14 protein-coding genes are annotated in these 16,048 nt (G+C 59.2%); 4 read left to right on the top strand and 10 right to left on the bottom strand.

From position 1 onward, the window contains the following. Positions 1-86: 86 nt before the first annotated feature. The 3 genes from AC1DSG_RS16740 to AC1DSG_RS16730 form a co-directional block, all read right to left on the bottom strand. The gene (locus AC1DSG_RS16740; RefSeq protein WP_477791878.1) at positions 87-1,961 is read right to left on the bottom strand and encodes an MFS transporter; all 1,875 of its coding nucleotides are present in this window, start codon (positions 1,959-1,961) and stop codon (positions 87-89) included. A 98-nt stretch (positions 1,962-2,059) separates the two neighbouring features. Further along, positions 2,060-3,211, bottom strand: a complete 1,152-nt coding sequence (locus AC1DSG_RS16735) for a TDT family transporter (protein WP_477791877.1) — start codon at positions 3,209-3,211, stop codon at positions 2,060-2,062. Between the two features lie 105 nt (positions 3,212-3,316). Next, on the bottom strand, positions 3,317-3,628 hold the full coding sequence (locus AC1DSG_RS16730; protein ID WP_477791876.1) for a cupin domain-containing protein: 312 nt from the start codon (positions 3,626-3,628) through the stop codon (positions 3,317-3,319). Positions 3,629-3,828: 200 nt separating this feature from the next. Between AC1DSG_RS16730 and AC1DSG_RS16725 the strand changes: the two genes are divergently transcribed. Then, positions 3,829-7,299, top strand: a complete 3,471-nt coding sequence (locus tag AC1DSG_RS16725; RefSeq protein ID WP_477791875.1) for a hybrid sensor histidine kinase/response regulator — start codon at positions 3,829-3,831, stop codon at positions 7,297-7,299. A 114-nt stretch (positions 7,300-7,413) separates the two neighbouring features. Here AC1DSG_RS16725 and AC1DSG_RS16720 read toward each other — a convergent pair whose 3' ends face one another. Then, entirely contained in the window at positions 7,414-8,778 is a 1,365-nt protein-coding gene (locus AC1DSG_RS16720; RefSeq protein ID WP_477791880.1) for a DNA recombination protein RmuC, read from the bottom strand. Positions 8,779-8,953: 175 nt separating this feature from the next. Continuing rightward, entirely contained in the window at positions 8,954-9,277 is a 324-nt protein-coding gene (locus AC1DSG_RS16715; protein WP_477791874.1) for a sel1 repeat family protein, read from the bottom strand. A gap of 951 nt (positions 9,278-10,228) precedes the next feature. Here AC1DSG_RS16715 and AC1DSG_RS16710 point away from each other — a divergent pair. From AC1DSG_RS16710 to AC1DSG_RS16700, 3 genes are all read left to right on the top strand, one after another. Further along, on the top strand, positions 10,229-10,453 hold the full coding sequence (locus AC1DSG_RS16710) for a hypothetical protein (RefSeq protein ID WP_007945191.1): 225 nt from the start codon (positions 10,229-10,231) through the stop codon (positions 10,451-10,453). A 277-nt stretch (positions 10,454-10,730) separates the two neighbouring features. Beyond that, positions 10,731-11,213 carry a hypothetical protein gene (locus AC1DSG_RS16705; protein ID WP_477791873.1) on the top strand — a complete coding sequence of 161 codons (483 nt, stop codon included), beginning with the start codon at positions 10,731-10,733 and terminating at the stop codon, positions 11,211-11,213. Between the two features lie 146 nt (positions 11,214-11,359). Further along, on the top strand, positions 11,360-12,631 hold the full coding sequence (locus AC1DSG_RS16700) for an OmpP1/FadL family transporter (RefSeq protein WP_477791872.1): 1,272 nt from the start codon (positions 11,360-11,362) through the stop codon (positions 12,629-12,631). An 89-nt stretch (positions 12,632-12,720) separates the two neighbouring features. On the opposite strand, the gene AC1DSG_RS16695 is transcribed toward AC1DSG_RS16700, so the two are convergent. The 5 genes from AC1DSG_RS16695 to AC1DSG_RS16675 form a co-directional block, all read right to left on the bottom strand. Then, entirely contained in the window at positions 12,721-13,272 is a 552-nt protein-coding gene (locus tag AC1DSG_RS16695; protein ID WP_477791871.1) for a glutathione peroxidase, read from the bottom strand. Positions 13,273-13,327: 55 nt separating this feature from the next. Continuing rightward, positions 13,328-13,450, bottom strand: coding sequence for a hypothetical protein (locus tag AC1DSG_RS16690; RefSeq protein ID WP_477791870.1), 123 nt, complete (start codon positions 13,448-13,450; stop codon positions 13,328-13,330). Further along, positions 13,447-14,655, bottom strand: a complete 1,209-nt coding sequence (locus AC1DSG_RS16685) for an MFS transporter (RefSeq protein ID WP_477791869.1) — start codon at positions 14,653-14,655, stop codon at positions 13,447-13,449. The genes AC1DSG_RS16690 and AC1DSG_RS16685 overlap by 4 nt, the downstream gene beginning before the upstream one ends. A gap of 53 nt (positions 14,656-14,708) precedes the next feature. After that, a complete protein-coding gene (locus tag AC1DSG_RS16680) occupies positions 14,709-15,113 on the bottom strand; it encodes a MarR family winged helix-turn-helix transcriptional regulator (RefSeq protein ID WP_140670571.1) in 405 nt (134 codons plus the stop codon). A 193-nt stretch (positions 15,114-15,306) separates the two neighbouring features. After that, entirely contained in the window at positions 15,307-16,038 is a 732-nt protein-coding gene (locus tag AC1DSG_RS16675; protein WP_477791879.1) for an adenosylcobinamide-GDP ribazoletransferase, read from the bottom strand. Between the last annotated feature and the right edge of the window lie 10 nt (positions 16,039-16,048).

Below are 16,048 nucleotides of genomic sequence, written 5' to 3'. Positions count from 1 at the left end.
GGATTATGGAGTTCACACAATTTGTGGAACAACACAAAACCTGTGGGAGCCGGGCTTGCCCGCGATGAGGCCGGTACATTCACCAACTATCTAAATGCCCCGCGCAACTCGCCGACCAACGCTTGCAACTGTGCAGGCTCCGCCGCCTCAACCGCCACCGCCGGCCCCGCCACCAACGTCACCCGCGACCACAACCGACGAAACAGCCCCTTGTCCGGATCGCGGCTGAAAAAACTCCCCCACAACCCCTGCAATGCCAGCGGAATGACCGGCACCGGTGTCTCCTCAAGAATCCGCGTCAACCCACCCTTGAATTCGTTTATCTCACCGTCAGCGGTCAACTTGCCTTCCGGGAAGATGCACACCAACTCGCCGTCCTTCAGATACTGCGCAATTCGCTTGAAGGCGCTTTCGTAGATTTGAATGTCTTCCTGACGCCCCGCTATCGGAATCGTCCCGGCCGTGCGAAAGATAAAGTTCAGTACCGGCAGGTTGTAGATTTTGTAGTACATCACAAAGCGAATCGGCCGACGCACTGCGCCGCCAATCAGCAGCGCATCGACAAAGGACACGTGGTTGCATACCAGCAGCGCCGCGCCTTCATCGGGAATCAGCTCCAGATTGCGGTGCTGCACGCGGTACATGGAGTGGCTGAGCAGCCAGATCATGAAGCGCATGCTGAATTCGGGGACGATCTTGAAGATGTAGGCGTTGACGCCGATGTTCAGCAGCGACACCACCAGGAACAGCTGCGGAATCGACAGTTTGACCAGGCTCAGCAAGATGATCGAGACAATCGCCGACACCACCATGAACAGCGCGTTGAGAATGTTGTTGGCGGCAATCACTCGCGCCCGCTCGTTCTCGGCGGTGCGCGACTGGATCAGCGCATACAGCGGCACGATGTAGAAACCACCGAAGATCCCCAAGCCAAGGATGTCGATCAACAACAGCCAGGTGTGACCAAACCCGAGGACTTCGACCCAGCCATGGCCCGTCACGCTGTCTGGAATACCGCCGGAATGCCACCACAGTAGCAGGCCAAACACGGTCAGGCCGAACGAGCCGAACGGCACCAGGCCAATCTCGACTTTGCGTCCGGAGAGCTTTTCACAGAGCATCGAGCCGAGCGCGATGCCTACCGAGAACACCGTCAGAATCAGCGTCACCACGGTTTCGTCGCCGTGCATCCACTCTTTGGCATAGGCCGGGATTTGCGTCAGGTAAATCGCCCCGACAAACCAGAACCATGAGTTGCCGACAATCGAACGCGACACTGCCGGGGTCTGCCCCAGACCCAGCTTCAAGGTGACCCAGGACTGGCTGAAAATATTCCAGTTCAGGCGCATTTGCGGTGAAGAAGCCGCCGCTCGTGGAATGCTGCAACTGGCCAGGTAGCCGAGCACGGCAACACCAATGATCGCGCTGGAGACGATGGGCGCGTAGCGACTGGACGACATCATGATCCCGGCGCCGATGGTCCCGGCGAGAATCGCCAGGAAGGTGCCCATCTCCACCAGCCCGTTGCCGCCGACCAGCTCTTCTTCGCGCAGGGCCTGGGGCAAGATCGAATACTTCACCGGCCCGAACAGCGCCGAGTGGGTACCCATGGCGAACAGCGCCACCAGCATCAACGACAGATGGTTAAAGATGAAACCGACCGCGCCGACCGTCATGATGACGATTTCGCCGAGTTTTATCAGACGGATCAGACGGTCCTTGGCGAACTTCTCACCGAACTGCCCGGCCAGTGCCGAGAACAAAAAGAACGGCAGGATGAACAGCAGCGCGCAGAGGTTGACGTAGATCGAGCGGTCACCGTCGATAGTCAGCTTGTACAGAATCGCGAGGATCAACGACTGCTTGAAGAGGTTGTCGTTGAACGCCCCGAGGGACTGTGTCACGAAAAACGGCAGGAAGCGCCGGGTGCGCAGCAAAGTGAACTGTGAGGGGTGACTCATCTTCCATGTGTCCCTGATGTTGGGTAGCGAGTGGCGTTGATACCGAGATTGGAATGTCGAACCTCGGTCCAGGCCACACACTACCTAATCTTTGCAGGTTATTTCTTTAATCCTGCAATGCACGGCGACACAAACAGTTCGCCGCGCCACGCGCCTTGCAGCGTCCGGCGGGCAACGATCAGCCACATCACCGCCAGCAACGCCACCAGCACGCAGCCAAAGACACTGAAAAAGGACAGGTTCAAGGTGCTGGCCAGTTTCAACGTGGCCAGCGAGTAGACCCCCAGTGGAAAGGTAAACCCCCACCAACCGAGGTTGAACGGGATGCCGCCGCGCAGGTAACGCAAGGTAATCAGCACCGCGATCAGCATCCACCACAAACCAAAGCCCCACAGCGTGATCCCGGCCACTAGCCCCAGGCCAGCGGCGATTTCACCAATGCCCGGCAGGCCGTTGGCGGCGAAGATGGTCGGCGCGTCTGCCCCCAGTAGCAACATGCCCAGCGCCCCGGTACCAATCGGCCCCAATGCCAGCCAGCTAGAGGCGGCCATGTTTTCGTGGGGCAGTTTATGCAGGGCCATGCGCAGCAACAGGATCGTCAGAATGCTGAAGGCTACCGGCAGGGAAAAGGCCCACAGCACATAACTCGTCACCAGCACCACCAGTTGCGAATGGGCATCCGCCAAGTGCGGCGCCAGCAAACCACCGCTGGCAGCGGCGACTTCTGCTGCCACCACCGGCAACAGCCAAACGGCGGTCATCTGATCGATGCTGTGTTCCTGACGGGTGAACATCATGTAGGGAATCAGCACGCCGCACGCCATAGACATCGCCACATCCAGCCACCAGAGCATTTCGGCGACATGAATCACGCCATCGCCCCAACGTGGCAGGCCAAACACCAGAAAACCGTTAATGATGGTCGCGAGCCCCATGGGAATAGTGCCGAAGAACATCGACACCGTGGAATGGCCGAAAATTCGCCGGGCCTCGTCAAAGAACAACACCCAGCGGGCCGCGTACAGGGCGGTGAACACCACGAACAGGAAAATATTGAACAGCCACAACCCTTCGGCGAACACACGCAAACCGGGCATGGTGAGGGGTAATTGCGCCAGCGCCAGCGCGAGCACTCCGGTACCCATGGTCGCGGCGAACCAGTTGGGCGTGAATTGACGGATGACTTCACGCGGGTGCTGCAAATGGCTGAACGGTTTGATGCCGGTTTTGATGCTGCTAGTGCATGTCATGGCGAACTCCTGTCCTCCTGTGAGGTAGAGTCCATGGTAGAACCGAATCGAATATCTATATAACGGGTAATATCTCTATAAGTTATCTGTTTTACAGATATACCCTCAGACGCTGCCTTCTGATTCGATCACCAGTATCCGCGCCGCGCCCTGCGGAAGCGCCACATGCTCGGTGCCAACGGACGCATAAAAGATGTCGCCGACGTCCAGCAGTGCTTCCTTCTCGATGCCCTCTTCGCGATAACGCATCTGCACCTGCCCATCCAGTACCACGAACACTTCCTGGCCATCGTTGACGTGCCATTTGTAAGGCTGGTCCGTCCAGTGCAAACGGGTGGTGATGCCGTTCATGTTGGCAATGTCCAGCGCGCCCCAAGCGCGATCAGCGGTGAAGGATTTGCTGCGGATGATCTTCATGGGGCGGTCCGTGGAAATAAATGGCGAGGCCAAGGCTAGCGATCAACGCACCTCTGCGCCACAGACTTTCAAAAATCGCTGACACACCGCCTGCGACACCCCACCACGCCACGACCTTGGTCGACACTGACTAACCACGGCGGTCGTGCGAGACTGTCTGACCGGGCGGGAGTCCCGGTTGTCTTTTGTCTGGAGTTCCCATGTCGCTGTCCAGCGGGCTGATCGCCGCCGTCGCCCTGGCCTATATGGCCATCATGTTCGCCATCGCCTTTTACGGTGACCGTCGCAGCACGCCGTTGCCGCCGCGCGTGCGCGCGTGGGTGTACAGCCTGTCGCTGGCKGTCTAYTGCACCAGYTGGACATTCTTTGGCGCSGTGGGCCAGGCRGCSGAACAGCTCTGGTCTTTCCTGCCGATCTACCTCGGGCCGATCCTGCTGCTGGTGTGTGCACCGTGGGTCCTGCAAAAAATGGTGATGATCAGCAAGCAGGAAAACATCACCTCCATCGCCGACTTTATCGCTGCCCGCTACGGCAAATCCCAGTCGCTGGCGGTGGTGGTGGCGCTGATCTGCCTGGTCGGCGTGTTGCCCTACATCGCCCTGCAGCTCAAGGGCATCGTGCTCGGGGTGAATTTGCTGATTGGCGCGGGTGCCGACGCCATGGGAGTTCGCGCCCAGGACACGGCGCTGATTGTGTCGCTGGTACTGGCGCTGTTCACCATTGTCTTCGGTACCCGCAACCTTGATGCCACGGAACACCATCGCGGCATGGTGCTGGCAATTGCGTTTGAGTCATTGGTCAAGCTGTTCGCGTTTCTCGCTGTCGGCGCGTTCGTCACGTTCGGCCTGTATGACGGTTTCGACGATCTGTTCAACCAGGCCATGCTCGCCCCCCGCCTCGAGGCGTACTGGAAGGAAACCATCAACTGGCCCTCGATGGTGGTGCAGACGGGCGTCGCGATGATGGCGATCATCTGCTTGCCCCGGCAGTTCCACGTGACGGTGGTGGAAAACATTGATCCTCAGGATTTGCGCCTGGCCAAATGGGTGTTCCCGGCCTACCTGGCATTGGCGGCGTTGTTTGTTGTACCGATCGCCCTCGCCGGTCAGATGATGCTGCCCAGCTCGGTGTTGCCGGACTCGTTCGTCATCAGTTTGCCACTGGCCCAGTCTCACCCTGCCCTCGCCTTGCTGGCGTTTATCGGCGGCGCCTCGGCGGCGACCGGCATGGTGATTGTCGCCAGCGTGGCGCTGTCGACCATGGTCTCCAACGACATGCTCTTGCCGTGGTTGCTGCGACGCAACAACGCCGAGCGGCCGTTCGAAGTGTTTCGTCATTGGATGCTCTCGGTGCGCCGCGTGAGCATCGTGGTGATTTTGCTGCTGGCCTACGTCAGTTATCGCCTGCTGGGCTCGACCGCCAGCCTGGCCACCATCGGCCAGATCGCCTTCGCCGCCGTGACGCAACTGGCCCCGGCCATGCTCGGCGCGCTGTATTGGAAGCAGGCCAACCGTCGTGGCGTATTTGCCGGCCTCGCCGCCGGGACATTCCTGTGGTTTTACACGCTGGTCTTGCCGATTGCTGCCCGTGGCCTCGGCTTGGCGCTGGACAGCTTCCCTGGCCTGGCCTGGTTACACAGCAATCCGTTGAACCTGCCGATCACCCCGCTGACCCAAGGCGTGGTGCTGTCGCTGGCGGGCAACTTCACACTGTTTGCCTGGGTATCGGTGTTGTCGCGCACGCGGGTGTCAGAGCACTGGCAGGCGGGTCGTTTCATCGGTCAGGAAATCAGCGCACGCCCCAGCGCCCGGTCGATGCTGGCGGTGCAAATCAACGATCTGCTGCAACTGGCCGCCCGATTCGTCGGCGAAGAACGGGCGCGACAGAGCTTCATCCGTTTCGCTTACCGCCAGGGCAAAGGCTTCAACCCGAATCAAAACGCCGACGGTGAATGGATCGCCCACACCGAACGCTTGCTGGCGGGGGTGCTCGGCGCGTCCTCGACGCGCGCGGTGGTGAAAGCCGCCATCGAAGGTCGGGAAATGCAGTTGGAGGATGTCGTGCGGATCGCCGACGAGGCCTCGGAAGTGTTGCAGTTCAACCGCGCGCTGCTGCAAGGCGCTATCGAAAACATCACCCAGGGCATCAGCGTGGTCGACCAGTCACTAAAACTGGTGGCCTGGAACCGGCGTTATCTGGAACTGTTCAACTACCCGGACGGTTTGATCAGCGTCGGCCGGCCGATTGCCGACATTATTCGCTACAACGCTGAGCGCGGCTTGTGCGGCGTCGGCGAAGCCGAAGTGCATGTGGCCCGCCGTCTGCACTGGATGCGCCAGGGCCGCGCCCATACTTCTGAACGACTGTTCCCCAACGGGCGGGTGATCGAGCTGATCGGCAACCCGATGCCCGGGGGTGGTTTCGTCATGAGTTTCACTGACATCACCGCGTTCCGCGAAGCCGAACAAGCGCTGACCGAAGCCAACGAGGGCCTGGAGCAGCGGGTGGCCGAGCGCACTCACGAACTGTCGCAACTCAACGTCGCGTTGACCGAAGCCAAGGGCACCGCCGAGTCCGCCAACCAGTCRAAAACCCGCTTTCTGGCGGCCGTCAGCCATGACCTGATGCAACCGCTAAACGCCGCGCGCCTGTTCTCCGCAGCGTTGTCCCACCAAGACGATGGCTTGTCCGGCGAGGCGCAAAAACTGGTCCATCACCTAGACAGCTCGTTGCGCTCGGCAGAGGACTYGATCAGCGACCTGCTGGACATTTCCCGCCTGGAAAACGGCAAGATCAACCCCGACACCAAGCCTTTCGCGCTCAACGAACTGTTCGACACCCTCGGTGCCGAGTTTAAGGCGCTGGCTCAGGAACAAGGGCTGACCTTCCGTGTTCGGGGCAGCACGTTACGGGTCGACAGCGACATCAAACTGCTGCGACGGATCCTGCAAAACTTCCTGACCAATGCGTTCCGCTATGCCAAAGGGCCGGTGTTGCTCGGCGTTCGGCGGCGCAAAGGTGAACTGTGCCTGGAGGTCTGGGACCGGGGGCCCGGGATTGCGGAGGATAAACTGCAGGTGATTTTCGAAGAATTCAAACGCCTGGACAGCCACCAGACCCGCGCCGAGAAAGGCTTGGGGTTGGGCCTGGCGATTGCCGATGGCTTGTGTCGCGTTTTGGGTCACACCTTGCGCGTACGTTCCTGGCCGGGGCGCGGCAGTGTGTTCAGCGTCAATGTGCCGCTGGCCCAGGCACAAACCGTGGCGCCGACACAGACCACCGAAATTAACGGCCATGCGGTGAGCGGCGCGCAAGTGCTGTGCATCGATAATGAAGACAGCATCCTGATCGGCATGAATAGCCTGCTGACACGCTGGGGATGCCACGTCTGGACGGCGCGTAACCGAGAGGAATGTGCAGCGCTGCTCAACAACGGTATGCGTCCACAATTGGCGCTGGTGGATTACCACCTGGACCATGGCGAAACCGGGACCGAGCTGATGGCGTGGTTGCGCACTCAACTGGGCGAACCGGTACCGGGGGTGGTGATCAGCGCCGATGGCCGGCCAGAGACGGTGGCGCAAGTGCATGCGGCGGGCCTGGATTACTTGACCAAACCGGTGAAACCGGCGGCGTTACGGGCATTGTTGAGTCGGCATTTGCCGTTGTAGCGCAGCAGGTTTTAGTCTTGTAGGGAGGCAACTGCCGCCATCGCGAGCAGGCTCGCTCCCACAGGGTTTTGCGCAATTCATGTAAGAGTGAGCCTGCTCGCGATGCTTTTCGGATTATTCCGGCAGTTCGACCAAGCCATCCACATCGGTCATCGCCCGCTCCAGCAAGTCTGCCGGCAAGCTCTTGCTGGCTCGCGCGCCAAGCAACTTCAGCTGCTCGCTGCGACTGACCAGATTCCCGCGACCTTCTGTCAGCTTGTTGCGCGCAGAGCTGTAGGCTTTGTCCAGTTGCTGCAAGCGATTGCCGACTTCGTCCAGGTCCTGAATAAACAACACGAACTTGTCATACAGCCACCCAGCACGCTCGGCGATTTCCCGGGCGTTCTGGCTCTGGCGCTCCTGTTTCCACAGGCTATCGATGACCCGCAGCGTGGCCAATAACGTGGTGGGGCTGACGATCACGATGTTGCGGTCGAACGCCTCCTGGAACAGCGTCGGCTCCGCCTGCAAGGCGGCGGAAAACGCCGCTTCGATAGGCACGAAGAGCAACACGAAATCCAGGCTGTGCAAGCCGTCGAGCCGTTTGTAATCCTTGCCGGCCAGGCCTTTGACGTGATTACGTAGCGACAGTACGTGCTGCTTGATGGCGATCTCGCCAATGGCGTTGTCTTCGGCCGCCACGTATTGCTGATAAGCCGTCAGACTGACCTTGGAGTCGACCACCACCTGCTTGTCGCCCGGCAGGTAAATAATCACATCCGGCTGGAAGCGCTCACCGTCCGGGCCTTTGAGATTGACCTGGGTCTGGTATTCACGGCCCTTCTCCAGACCGGCGTGTTCAAGCACTCGCTCAAGAATCAGCTCGCCCCAGTTGCCCTGGGTTTTCTGCCCTTTGAGGGCGCGGGTCAGGTTGGTGGCTTCGTCACTCAGGCGCAGGTTCAACTGTTGCAGGCGCTCCAGTTCCTTGGCCAGCGAGAAACGCTCGCGAGCTTCCGCCTGATAACTTTCCTCGACGCGCTTTTCGAAGGACTGAATGCGTTCTTTCAAAGGATCGAGCAACTGGCCCAGTCGCTGCTGACTGGTTTCGGCAAAGCGTTGCTCCCGCTCGTCAAAAATCTTGCCCGCCAGCTCGGCGAACTGCGCTCGCAGCTCATCTCGCGAACCTTGCAGATCGCTGAGGCGCTGCTGATGGCTTTCCTGTTGCTCGCGCAGCTCGGCGCTGAGTGAAGCCGCCTGCGTGTCCAGGCGACGCAGCTCAGCTTCTTTACCGGCGCGCTCAATGTTCCAGGCATGAGCCGCATCACGGGCATCGTCGCGTTCGATTTGCAGCAGTTCGACTTCACGGCGCGCAGCGGCGAGGTCTGCCTGCCTGGCGGCGTTAGCCTGGCTCAGATCACCGATTTCATCGCGACTGGCATCGAGTTGCGCATTCAAACCGTCCTGCGCCAACTGCGCCATGGCCAGCCGCTCCTCCAGCAGCGCCACCCCGGCTTGCGAGACGCTCGCACGGCGCTGAATTTGCCAGGCCAGTACCAGCAACGGCAGACCAGCGCCCGCCAGACCGAGTAAGAGGCTGGTCAAGTCCATAGCCATAGGGATTCCTGCCGATGAGATAAAGCTTGAAGGTTAACCAAGGCAACCAGACTTGGACAGCTCAGTCTTCGGTCAGCCCCAGTTCCTGTTGGGCGCGCGCGTCCCCTGCTCGCGCCGCCTGGCGCAACAGATCCTGACCAATGCGCCGGTCACGCGCATTGCCGCATTCGCGGCACATCAGTTGTCCGAGGCGGCTTTGCGCGGCCACGACACCTTCACGGGCAGGCTGCTTGAGCAAGCGTCCGGCGAAGTGCTTGATGTTGGGGTTATCCCCGAGACGTGGACTGTCCAGCAGCCACTCGGCCACGCGCATCGAAAAGCGTTTGGGCGGGGCAACATTGGGGGATGTGGGGGTAGCAGCGATTGGTACTGAGCGAAACTTCATAAAGCACTGTGGGACAGATCGGAAGGCGCGCAACTCTACTCTTTTTTTCCTACAGGTAAAGCCTAAATAAACCCGGCACGCCCGTCCTAGAGCAAGCGCTCGGGACAATCCACAGAAGCTGTGGATAACTCAGTGGACAACCGCCCTTGAACACGCGCAAAGCCCAGTGGGACGGGGCTCGCAGTCAAACTGACGATTTTTTCACCAGTAAAAAAAAGCGATGTTTTTCATTGACTTAAATTTTCAATACAGGCACCCACTACGGCCGAGGCCTGAATGACAGTGGGGTTACAGTCTGCGCAACTTATGTGCACAAGTACCTTCGAGGCGGTTATATCGACGCACTTTTTCGGCACGTTTTTGCACCAGTTTTGGGGATAACCCGGGAAAACCCTTGGTCCAGGCATATCGCGTTCCGATGAACGACCACACCCACCGGTCGGAATGTAAGCAATTTCAGAGCGCGCAGCCCAGATTGATTTTTCTTTTTTGCTAACACACTTCCATTCTCAAATTCAATCCGTTAGTATCCGCGGCGTTAGTACCAAGCTGAAAGTCAATTCTGGTCGAACAAATCCTCGCGGTCAGCCTTCCCTCAAGAGAAGCCTCCACCGACAAAACAGGATCGACCACCTCGATGGTTTCCAGGTAAACCTTGCGTCAACACAGCCTTCGAACAAAGCGAAGGGTGTTGCGAAGCTCACTTACTCTGACCGAACCAGCCTGCAAATTGATCAGGATCTTCACCCCGGGCCCAGAACCTTTGCCCTTGATGTGTTGCCTGCCCTCCTAAGTACCTACCTGCCAGCCCAAGCGCGCCAATTATCAGCGCTTCAAACTGGCTGCTTTGTTCCAGTCGGGTTCTTCGTTCGACCAACGGTGGTCGTCGTCACTGGAACGTTTTAATTTTGCACGGCTCTTATCCGTGTCGCTTGTAGGAACACCCAAATAATGACTACTCAAATCCACACCCAGGATGCAATCCGCACCCTAACCAACGCTTTTGCACCAATGAACTGCCTGATCATGGCCGCTCGCAAAGGCTGCTTCAGTTTCACGCTGGTCAATGAACACGGCATCGCTCGTCACAGCGAACGTCTGTACCCCGATCAATACTCCAGCGCAGAACCGCTGCAGGCCGTGATCGAGCGTACTCGCCAGGCATTGATTGCCTGAGACGCCAGAAAGACTGAAAAACCCAAAAGCCCTGCTCAAAAAGCGGGGCTTTTTATTGCCCGTTATTTCTCTTTCCGCCCACAGACGCTAAGCACTAACCGATATAACGGTTATAACTCGAAGCTGGAAATATTTTAAAAACAGACCTTTACAGCGCGAATATGACACTACACTTCAACTCAAGCGGCTTGTTCCGCTTCCGGCGAGCCTGATTCGATCCACCGCTGCCAACGCTACCTTCAGGTATCGCCGCCTACTTTCATGTTTCGAGGGCTTTATGGGTATCGCTGCCAGCGAACTGTGCCGTTATGTGATTCGTCCGACATTGATTTACCTCGGACGCCATRGCGCAACTGCCGAATCCTTGCTGCTTGGCATCGCCGCCAGTCAGTCAGCCCTTGGCTCCGCCCTGCACGACCGCCGTGGACACGGCCTGTACCGAATTGCCGAACCCCGCCACCAGGCACTTTGGGATCACTACCTGGCACTGGACCCCGAACGGGCGAGCCTGGTCCGCGGATTGGCCAGCCAACATGCCTTCCTCAGCGGGCCGCACCTGGAATTGACCGTTAACCTGCGTTACGCCACTGCCATCGCCTGGCTTCTGGTAGAAGAACAGAACACTCCCCTCCCCGCCGCCAATGACTTGTTGGGCATGGCTCGCATCTGGCGTCAGACCTTTCAGCCTCAAGGACGCCTGCGCGATTTCACCAGCGCCTGGCAAACCTGTGTTTCACCCCTGAATCAGGTCGCTTGCTGACCCACCAGTTTCACAAGATCGTGCAATCGGACGTCAACATGGTCGGATTGTCCTACAAAACCGCTCTAAATCAAGGCATACAGCCTATAGCGCCGGGACGAAAATGTTGGTAATTTTCGCCCCGGTGATCACCTCGAGTTCGAATAATGAAAAAAGTAATGCTCAAAACCACCCTTAGCCTCGCCGTTACCCTGGCATCCGCCCAGATCTTTGCAAGTGGCTTCGCCGTTAACGAACAAAGCATCAGCGGTATGGGTACGGGTTTTGCCGGGCGATCTTCCTCTGCCGATGACGCCAGTACAATTTTTGGCAACCCTGCCGGCATGTCCCGCATCAAGCGCGAACAAGTCACCGGCGGTATTGCAATGATCGACGCACACACTGACATCAGCGATGCTCGCTCCTTCCCGAACGGCGGCAGCAATGATGGCGACATGGTGCCGTTCATCGCCGTACCTATGGGCTATTACGTCAAACCAATCGACGACCAGTGGGCGTTCGGTATTGGCGTGTACGCACCGTTCGGTCTGGTCACCGACTACGAAAGCGACTTTGCCGGTCGCTATTTCGGCAGCAAGAGCGAAGTCAAAATCGTCACCCTGCAACCGACTGTCAGCTACGCCTTCAACGACAAGGTGTCCATCGGCTTCGGTCCGACCATCAACCGCATCGATGGCACCCTGGAATCGAACTTGTCGATCACCCAGGCCGCGCCAGACGGCAATGTCAAGATCACCGGTGACGACACCGCGCTGGGCTACAACATCGGCGTGCTGGTTCAAGCGACCGACAGCACTCGCGTCGGCCTGACCTACCACTCGAAAGTGAAGTACAAGCTCGAAGGCAACACCAAGGTCAACTACAACGTACTGGGCCTGATCGGCCAGAACCCGAATCAGAAATACGACGCGTCGCTGGACCTGACCACACCTGAATCGGTGGACTTCTCGGTCACTCACCAGCTCGACGACCAGTGGACTCTTTACGCAGGCAGCACCTGGACTCGCTGGAGCCGTCTGGAAGAAATCACCGTCGAAAACAGTGGTGTTCCAACCGTCCTGAACGGCCAATTCGGCACCATCACCGAAGAACAGAACTGGCACGACACCTGGGCTCACGCCATCGGCGCGTCCTACCAGCTGAACAAGCAATGGGTACTGCGTGGCGGCCTGTCCGTTGACCAGGCACCGACCAACAACGTCGACCGTTCCCCGCGCATCCCGACGGGCGATCGCAAGGCGTTCAGCCTGGGCGCTGGCTGGAGCCCGACCGACGACCTGACCATCGACGTGGCGTATTCGTACCTGCGCGAACAGTCGGTCAAGGTCAACAACAGCAACGACCGTGGCCAGAGCTACAACGCCAAGTATGAAAACTCGGCGAACGGTTTCGGTCTCGGCGCGACCTACCGCTTCTGATGATTCACGGCGAGCCTGAACCCCTCGCCGGCTGAATCAAAAAAGCCCCGCTCTCTGCTACAGAGGCGGGGCTTTTTAGTGGGCGTTGATCAGGGCTGGGAAGCCAGGGCTTGCTCCACCGCGGCAATGAACTCGGGATCGTCGGGTTTGGTCAGGCTGGAAAAACTGGCGATGACGTTGCCCTTGCGATCAACCACGTATTTGTAGAAATTCCATTTCGGCGCGCTGGTCTGTTTGGCCAGGACCTTGAACAGGTGCGTTGCATCGTCGCCTAGCACAGCCTGCGGTTCGGTCATGGTGAAGGTCACGCCGTAATTCACGTAACAGACCTTGGCCGTCTCGGCGGTATCCTTGGATTCTTGCTTGAAATCGTTGGACGGAACGCCAATCACCTCCAGCCCCTGCCCCTTGAAGCGCTGATTGAGCGCCTCAAGGCTTTTGAACTGCGGGGCGAAACCGCAGTGGCTCGCGGTATTGACCACAACTAGCGGTTTACCCTCAAACCGCTGGCACAGGTCGATGGATTCCTTGGCGCGCAGCTTCTGCAATGAGCCTTGCAACAGCTCCGGGCACTCGCCCGCATGGGCCAGCCCCGTAATTGCCACCAGCAACCCGGGGACTGCAATCCAGCGCATCAGCATGTAGGTGCATCCTTGATAAGTCGTCAAAAACGAAGTTACTCGCCCTCGCCGCTCACTAGCAAGCACCCATGCCCAACTGCATCAGCGCCAGCCCGCCCTGATGCCAGCCCCACCACGACAACGCCAGCAGCATGGCGCAGACGGCCGCTACAGCGATTCGCGGCCAAAGACTGTTCATACCGCACTCATTTGTGACTGCAGACGCGCCACCGGCCGCTCACGCACCGGCCAGTTCAGGGCAGCTGCCAGCAGACTCAAGAGAATTGCCACTTGCCAAATCAAGTCATAGCTCCCGGTTCGGTCATACACCACCCCGCCCAACCAGCCGCCGAGAAACGAACCGAGCTGGTGAAACAGGAAAACAATCCCACCGAGCATGGACAGATTTCGTACACCGAACAAGGTCGCCACGGTGCCGTTGGTCAATGGCACCGTCGACAGCCACAGAAACCCCATGGCCATGCCGAACAGGTACGCCGTGGTTGTCGTCACCGGCGCCCACAGGAACAGCGCAATCACCACCGCCCGCAGCAAGTACAGGCCGGTCAGCAAGCGCGGTTTCGACATACGCCCGCCGAGCCAGCCAGCGGTATACGTACCAAAGATGTTGAACAACCCGATCAGCGCCAGCACCGTGGTGCCGACGCTGGCCGGAAGATGTTGATCCACCAGGTAAGCCGGCAAATGCACACCGATGAACACCACCTGGAAACCGCACACGAAGAAGCCGAACGCCAACAGCCAAAACCCTGAATGGGAGCAGGCTTCACGCAAAGCTTCGGAAAGGGTTTGTTCATGGCCGAATGTCGGCAGCGGCTTGTCCTTGAGCATGCTCACCAACGGCACGATCAACGCCACCAACAGGCCCAGCACCAGCAATGCGGCGGACCAGCCGAGCCAACCGATCAAGCCCAACGTGCCCGGCAACATCGCAAACTGACCGAACGACCCCGCCGCACTGGCGATGCCCATGCCCATGCTGCGCTTCTCAGGCGGCACCGCACGGCCGACCACGCCGAGGATCACCGAAAACGAGGTGCCGGACAGACCGATGCCGATCAACAGGCCAGCGCTCAGGGACAATGTCACGGCAGAATCAGACAGCCCCATGCACACCAGACCCAGGGCATACAGCACGCCGCCGACCAGCACTACTTTCGCCGCGCCAAAGCGGTCGGCCAGCGCACCGGTGAAGGGTTGCGCCAGACCCCAGATCAGATTCTGCAAGGCGATGGCAAACGCAAAGGTCTCACGCCCCCAGCCGAACTCAGCACTCATCGGCGCCAAAAACAGCCCAAAGCCGTGGCGCACGCCCAAAGACAACGCAAGGATCAGCGCACTTCCCAACAACACCCAACCGCAAGTACGCCACATCGATGTCATGTCTTATTCTCCGGTAGCGGGTATATACCCGCTTAAGATCGGAAAAACCGGCTTCAGGCCAATTCATCCAGCAGTCGCAGCAAGGTTTCACGTTTCTCGGCGCCCAGTCGGTCAATCAACCGTTGCTGGGCCGCTTCCCAGGCCGGCAAGGCCGCTGCCAGGCGTTCAGCGCCCGCCTCGGTTAGTCGGACGATGCGATTACGCATGTCTTCGCCCTCCACCAGCATCACCAGCCCTTCGCCTTCCAGCACCCGCAAATTGCGCCCGAGGGTGCTGCGGTCCAGCCCCATGGCTTCAGCGAGGGTGGAGATACTCGGCTGATCCAGACGCTGCAAATTGCACAGCAAAGAATACTGGGCAACGTTGATCCCGAAGCCGTCCAAAGCGCCGTCGTAATGCCTGCTGACGCCACGGGCGGCGCGACGCAGGTTGATGCATAAACATTGGGAGTCGAGCATGGTGCGTGTATATACCCGTGGTTGTGTTAAATCAAGTTACAGATGGGTTTAATCAGAAGTTTGGAGAGAGTGGCAGGCCGCTTTCGCGAGCAGGCTCGCTCCCACATTTAACCAAGTTCCTCCAGAGAGAATGCGGTCGAATGTGGGAGCGAGCCTGCTCGCGAAGGGGCCAGCATATCCTGCACACAACCCATCAGACCAACGCCAATTCTACCAGCACCGCCATCTCCAGCAACTCCAGCATCGCCCCGGCCGTGTCCCCCGTCGTCCCGCCCAATCGACGCAGCATCACCTGCCTCAGCCATGCGAAAACCACTGCCGCCAGCACCAGCGCCCAAACACCACTGAGTCCCGCAATCAGCACACACGCCACCGCACTGACCGCCAACACCTGCCGGCCAGCCATCCGCGGCAGATGATCCGCCAGTGCCTGCCCCAACCCGCCAGCACGCACATAGGGCGTCGTCAGGAACAAACCCAGCATTGCGCTGCGGCCGATCAGCGGAACGATGATCAGAAAAAGACTGTGCTGCTGCTCGATCAACGCCAGCAACGCAGCAAATTTAAGCAACAACACCAACACCAGCGTTACCACGGCAATCGGTCCGCTGCGCGGGTCTTTCATGATCGTGAGTGTGCGCTCACGATCACCAAAACCGCCGAGCCACGCGTCGGCGCTATCGGCCAGGCCGTCCAGGTGCAACGCGCCGCTGAGCAAGACCCAAACCGTCAGCAACAAGGTGGCATGCAGCAACAACGGCGTGCCCAGCAACAGCCAGTTCAATGCCCACAGAATTGCGCCGAACAGCAGCCCCACCAGCGGATAAAACAGCAGCGAGCGCCCCAGCTCCTGAGGCGTCGGCATGCCGGGCAGGCGAATCGGCAGACTGCTCAGGAATTGCAGGGCGATCCAGTAGGGCAGCATGGTCAGATCG

The organism is Pseudomonas sp. P5_A12 (assembly GCF_056400685.1).
Note: the sequence above shows the minus strand (reverse complement) of the source record. Positions and strands in the feature narration are given on the sequence as shown.

Coding starts and splice junctions, on each gene's coding strand:
- AC1DSG_RS16740 (WP_477791878.1), bottom strand. CDS start 1,961: ATGAGTCACCCCTCACAGTTCACTTTGCTGCGCACCCGGCGCTTCCTG.
- AC1DSG_RS16735 (WP_477791877.1), bottom strand. CDS start 3,211: ATGACATGCACTAGCAGCATCAAAACCGGCATCAAACCGTTCAGCCAT.
- AC1DSG_RS16730 (WP_477791876.1), bottom strand. CDS start 3,628: ATGAAGATCATCCGCAGCAAATCCTTCACCGCTGATCGCGCTTGGGGC.
- AC1DSG_RS16715 (WP_477791874.1), bottom strand. CDS start 9,277: ATGAAGTTTCGCTCAGTACCAATCGCTGCTACCCCCACATCCCCCAAT.
- AC1DSG_RS16710 (WP_007945191.1), top strand. CDS start 10,229: ATGACTACTCAAATCCACACCCAGGATGCAATCCGCACCCTAACCAAC.
- AC1DSG_RS16700 (WP_477791872.1), top strand. CDS start 11,360: ATGAAAAAAGTAATGCTCAAAACCACCCTTAGCCTCGCCGTTACCCTG.
- AC1DSG_RS16695 (WP_477791871.1), bottom strand. CDS start 13,272: ATGCTGATGCGCTGGATTGCAGTCCCCGGGTTGCTGGTGGCAATTACG.
- AC1DSG_RS16690 (WP_477791870.1), bottom strand. CDS start 13,450: ATGAACAGTCTTTGGCCGCGAATCGCTGTAGCGGCCGTCTGCGCCATG.
- AC1DSG_RS16685 (WP_477791869.1), bottom strand. CDS start 14,655: ATGACATCGATGTGGCGTACTTGCGGTTGGGTGTTGTTGGGAAGTGCG.
- AC1DSG_RS16680 (WP_140670571.1), bottom strand. CDS start 15,113: ATGCTCGACTCCCAATGTTTATGCATCAACCTGCGTCGCGCCGCCCGT.
- AC1DSG_RS16675 (WP_477791879.1), bottom strand. CDS start 16,038: ATGCTGCCCTACTGGATCGCCCTGCAATTCCTGAGCAGTCTGCCGATT.